Source organism: Streptomyces sp. SID10853 (assembly GCF_010548145.1).
GTDB lineage: Bacteria > Actinomycetota > Actinomycetes > Streptomycetales > Streptomycetaceae > Streptomyces.
Map to the genome: position 1 here is coordinate 1 of NZ_JAAGLN010000387.1, position 3,783 is coordinate 3,783.

At 71.8% G+C, this 3,783-nt stretch carries 3 protein-coding genes and 2 pseudogenes; 2 read left to right on the plus strand and 3 right to left on the minus strand.

Translation table 11 applies throughout. The features are described 5' to 3' along the window. Both G3I19_RS35140 and G3I19_RS35145 read left to right on the plus strand, forming a co-directional pair. Window positions 1–841: aminoglycoside phosphotransferase family protein (locus G3I19_RS35140; protein ID WP_164267744.1), on the plus strand; the 841-nt coding region annotated here is incomplete at its 5' end. Window positions 842–1,086: 245 nt separating this feature from the next. Beyond that, window positions 1,087–1,563 (plus strand): GNAT family N-acetyltransferase, encoded by a 477-nt coding sequence (locus G3I19_RS35145; protein WP_164267745.1) that lies wholly within the window; start codon window positions 1,087–1,089, stop codon window positions 1,561–1,563. A 174-nt stretch (window positions 1,564–1,737) separates the two neighbouring features. On the opposite strand, the pseudogene G3I19_RS37875 reads toward G3I19_RS35145, so the two are convergent. The 3 genes and pseudogenes from G3I19_RS37875 to G3I19_RS35155 all read right to left on the minus strand — a co-directional run. Next, window positions 1,738–1,894, minus strand: a pseudogene (locus G3I19_RS37875) (protein-L-isoaspartate(D-aspartate) O-methyltransferase); the annotation flags it as partial. A 3-nt stretch (window positions 1,895–1,897) separates the two neighbouring features. Beyond that, window positions 1,898–3,418 (minus strand): MFS transporter, encoded by a 1,521-nt coding sequence (locus G3I19_RS35150; RefSeq protein ID WP_164267746.1) that lies wholly within the window; start codon window positions 3,416–3,418, stop codon window positions 1,898–1,900. A gap of 183 nt (window positions 3,419–3,601) precedes the next feature. Next, a pseudogene (locus G3I19_RS35155) lies at window positions 3,602–3,783 on the minus strand (FAD-dependent oxidoreductase); the annotation flags it as partial.

Below are 3,783 nucleotides of genomic sequence, written 5' to 3' on the forward strand. Positions count from 1 at the left end.
CCGGGCCCGGGCCCGGGAGTTCCTGGACCGGTGGGGGCTGCGGCAGGAGGGCCCGCCGATGCGTGGCCAGGTCGCGGTCGTGCTGCCCGTGGTGCGCGAGGCCGACGGAGCGCGGGCGGCGCTGAAGCTGCAGGAGATGGACGAGGAGACCGTGGGGGAGCCGGTCGCGCTGCGGGTCTGGGACGGCCGGGGCGCCGTCCGGCTGCTCGACCACGACCCGGCGACGGGGACCATGCTGCTGGAGCGTCTTGACGAGGCACGACCGCTGGCGGCGGTGCCGGACGTCCTGGCGGCGACCGAGGTCATCGCGGAGCTGCTGGCCCGGCTGACGTCCGTGCCCGCACCGGACGGGACGCGCCGGCTCGCGGACATCGCGGCCCGGATGCTCGACCGCGTACCGGACGCCGTCGATGCGCTGGCCGACGCGGCCGAGCGGCGCCTGCTGAAGAGCTGCGCGGCGGCCGTACGGGAGGTGGCGGACGAGCCGGGGGACCGGCTGCTCCACTGGGACCTGCACTTCGACAACGTCCTGGCAGCCGCCCGTGAGCCCTGGCTGGCGATCGACCCGAAACCGCTCGCGGGCGACCCGGGGTTCGAGCTGCTGCCCGCACTGTGGAACCGCTTCGGGGAGGGCGGCCTGCTGCGGCGGTTCGACCTGATGACGGATGCGCTGGGAATGGCGGCGGACCGGGAACGGGCACGGGCCTGGACGCTGGGACGCGTCCTGCAGGACAGCCTCTGGACCGTGGCGGAGGGCGGACGGCGGCTGGCCCCCGAGATGGCGGAGATCGGCCGGGCACTGCTGGCGCCGGGGGTCCCTCCTGGACTCGCCCACGATTGAGGCCGGGGGCGTGGGGGTGAGCGGGCCGGGCGGTTCAGCCGGGACGGCCGGTTCAGCCGGTCCGGCGGTGGACGGTGCGGCGGTGCGGCGGTGGAGAGTCCGGCGGTGCGGCGGTGGACGGTGCGGCGGTGGACGGTGCGGCGGTGCGGCGGTGGACGGTCAGGCAGACCCGCCGGGTTCATGGTGAGAGCCTCCGGACAGCTCCGAGGGCATTTGAGCACCGGGCGGTTGGTTAGTCTGCCCGCATGATTCGCAATGCCACAGCCGCCGACGTCCCCGTCATCCACGCGATGATCCTTGAGCTCGCCGAGTACGAGAAGGCCCTGGACGAGGCCCGCGCCAGCGAGGCCCAGCTGCACGAGGCCCTGTTCGGCGAGCGCCCGGCGGCGTTCGCGTTCATCGCGCAGACCCCGCAGGGGGAGCCCGCCGGATTCGCCCTGTGGTTCCTCAACTTCTCGACGTGGCGCGGGGTCCACGGGATCTACCTGGAGGACCTCTACGTACGCCCGGAGCTGCGAGGCGGCGGCTACGGCAAGGCCCTGCTGACCGAACTGGCGCGGACCTGTGTGGAGCGCGGGTACGAGCGGCTGGAGTGGTCGGTCCTGAACTGGAACGAGCCGTCGATCAAGTTCTACGAGTCCCTGGGCGCCCGCCCGCAGGACGAGTGGACGGTCTACCGGCTGACGGACGACGCACTGGCCGGGCTGGGCGCGCGGGAATAGGGCGGCGTGATCGTCGCCCCGTTCGCCACCAGTACGCGGTCATACGGGGCTCCGTCCGGGTGTCCGGCTGCTCCGTCGCCCACGAGGGTGCTGGGGTGATACCCGGCCGCCTCGATGCGTGTACGAGGGACGAATCCCTCCCGGGGCACGGCCTCATAGGCCGGGAGCAATCGGCGGCTTGCCGTGGCCGGCCCACCACCTAGGCCGTCTCCACCTCGTCCCACAACCGGCGTGGACCTGACGGCCGGACGCGGGCCTGCGCCTGGCCGTCGCGGAACATCACGCACGCCCAGGACCGGTCATCCAGTCCGTAGAGCCACACCGGACGGGCCTCTCAGCCCGCCGTCTCCCCGTTGGCCTCCGCCTCGGCCGCCTCGCGGCGGCTGGGTGAGTGGGCGGTCACCATGAAGAAGGCGAGTGCCGCTCCCACCACCATGAAGCCGGCCGCCCACGCCGTCGCGATGTTGAAGCCGTGCACCACGGCTGTCTTCGAGAGCTGGGCCTGCTGCATCTTGTTGATGCCGGGCTTCAGGTGGCTGGTGAGATAGCTCGCCGTGGTCGTCGTCGCGATCGTGTTCAGCAGGGCCGTACCGATCGATCCGCCCACCTGCTGGGCCGTGTTGACGGTCGCCGATGTGACGCCCGAGTCCCGGGCGGCCACGCCCGAGGTCGCCGTCGACATCACCGGCATGAAGACGAGGCCCATGCCGAGGCCGAGCAGCATGGTGCCCGGCAGGATGTGCTCGACGTAGTTGGAGTGCGGCCCGATGTAGGTCAGGGCGAAGAGGCCGCCGGCCCCGATCAGCATGCCGGGTGCCATCAGCATGCGCGGCGGCACGTAGTGGAGGAGCCGGGCCGAGACCTGGGTCGAGACGATGATGATCATCGCGGACATCGGGAGGTAGGCGATGCCCGCCCGCATGGGGCTGTAGCCGAGGACGTTCTGGAGGTAGTACGTCAGGAAGAGGAAGAGGCCGAACATGGCCAGCGTCGCCATCGCCATGGTGATCATCGAGCCGCCGCGGCTGCGGTCCTTGACGATGTGCAGCGGCAGCATGGGGTGGGCGGCGCGTGTCTGCCACCACGCGAAGACGCAGAGCAGTACGGCGCCCACGATGAGCAGGGCGATCACCAGGGTCGACGACCAGCCGTGCGATTCGGCCTCGCTCACGGCGTAGACGATCGCGACGAGACCCCCGCAGCCGAGGATCGCACCCGGGATGTCGAGGTGGCTCTCCTTCTGCCCCTGTCGGTCGCTGAGCAGCATGAACGCGCCGAAGACGGTGAGGGCCGCGATGGGCACGTTCACGTACAGACACCAGCGCCAGTCCAGGTACTCGGTGAGGACACCGCCGAGAAGCAGCCCGATGGCGGCGCCCGCGCCCGCGATGGCGCCGTAGATCCCGAACGCCTTGGCGCGCTCCCTGCCCAGCGAGAAGGTCGTGGTGAGCAGGGAGAGCGCGGACGGTGCGAGCAGCGCGGCGAACGCTCCCTGGAGCGCGCGGGCGGCGAAGAGCATGGAGCCGTTGACCGCCCCGCCGCCGAGGGCGGAGGCGGCGGCGAAGCCGATGAGGCCGATGACGAAGGTCCGTTTACGGCCGACGAGGTCGGCGACGCGGCCGCCGAGCAGCAGCAGCCCGCCGAACGCCAGGGTGTACGCGGTGATGACCCACTGGCGGTTGCCGTTGCTGAGGTGGAGGTCGTGCTGCGCCGACGGCAGGGCGATGTTCACGATGGTCGCGTCGAGCACCACCATCAGCTGCGCCAGCGCGATGATGCCCAGCCCCCACCAGCGGTGGGGGTCGGGCTGGTCGGGACTGGTGGGCTCCGGGGTGGAGATCGCCGCGTCGCTCATTTGTCCAGAGGATCACAGAATGGGGTGGTTCGCTTCTTGGCCGGGTGGTGTGGGCCTGGTGGTGCGCTCCTGGTGGTGTGGGCCTGGTGGTGTGGGCCGGGCCGGGCCGGGTGAGTGGTGGTTCTTGGCTGACGTGCACCCTTGCCCGTGCCCGTTTCCCCCGTGCCCAGGCCCGTTCCCGTACTACGGGGCAACCTCGATCCCGCTTGAGGTCAGTGCCAGGGTGGCCGCCTCCAGCGCGCTGTTGAAGGAGACTTCCGCGAGCATGCCCGGCGCCGCGGTCCGGTCGCCCGCGAGGAACACCCCGTCGCCGCGCCGGACGGCCGGCCGGTCGCGCCAGGTGGTGCCGGGCGGGTCGACCGCCC

Bases quoted from the DNA above. Each gene is read 5' to 3' on its own strand.
- G3I19_RS35145 (WP_164267745.1), top strand. From the start codon at position 1,087: ATGATTCGCAATGCCACAGCCGCCGACGTCCCCGTCATCCACGCGATG.
- G3I19_RS35150 (WP_164267746.1), bottom strand. From the start codon at position 3,418: ATGAGCGACGCGGCGATCTCCACCCCGGAGCCCACCAGTCCCGACCAG.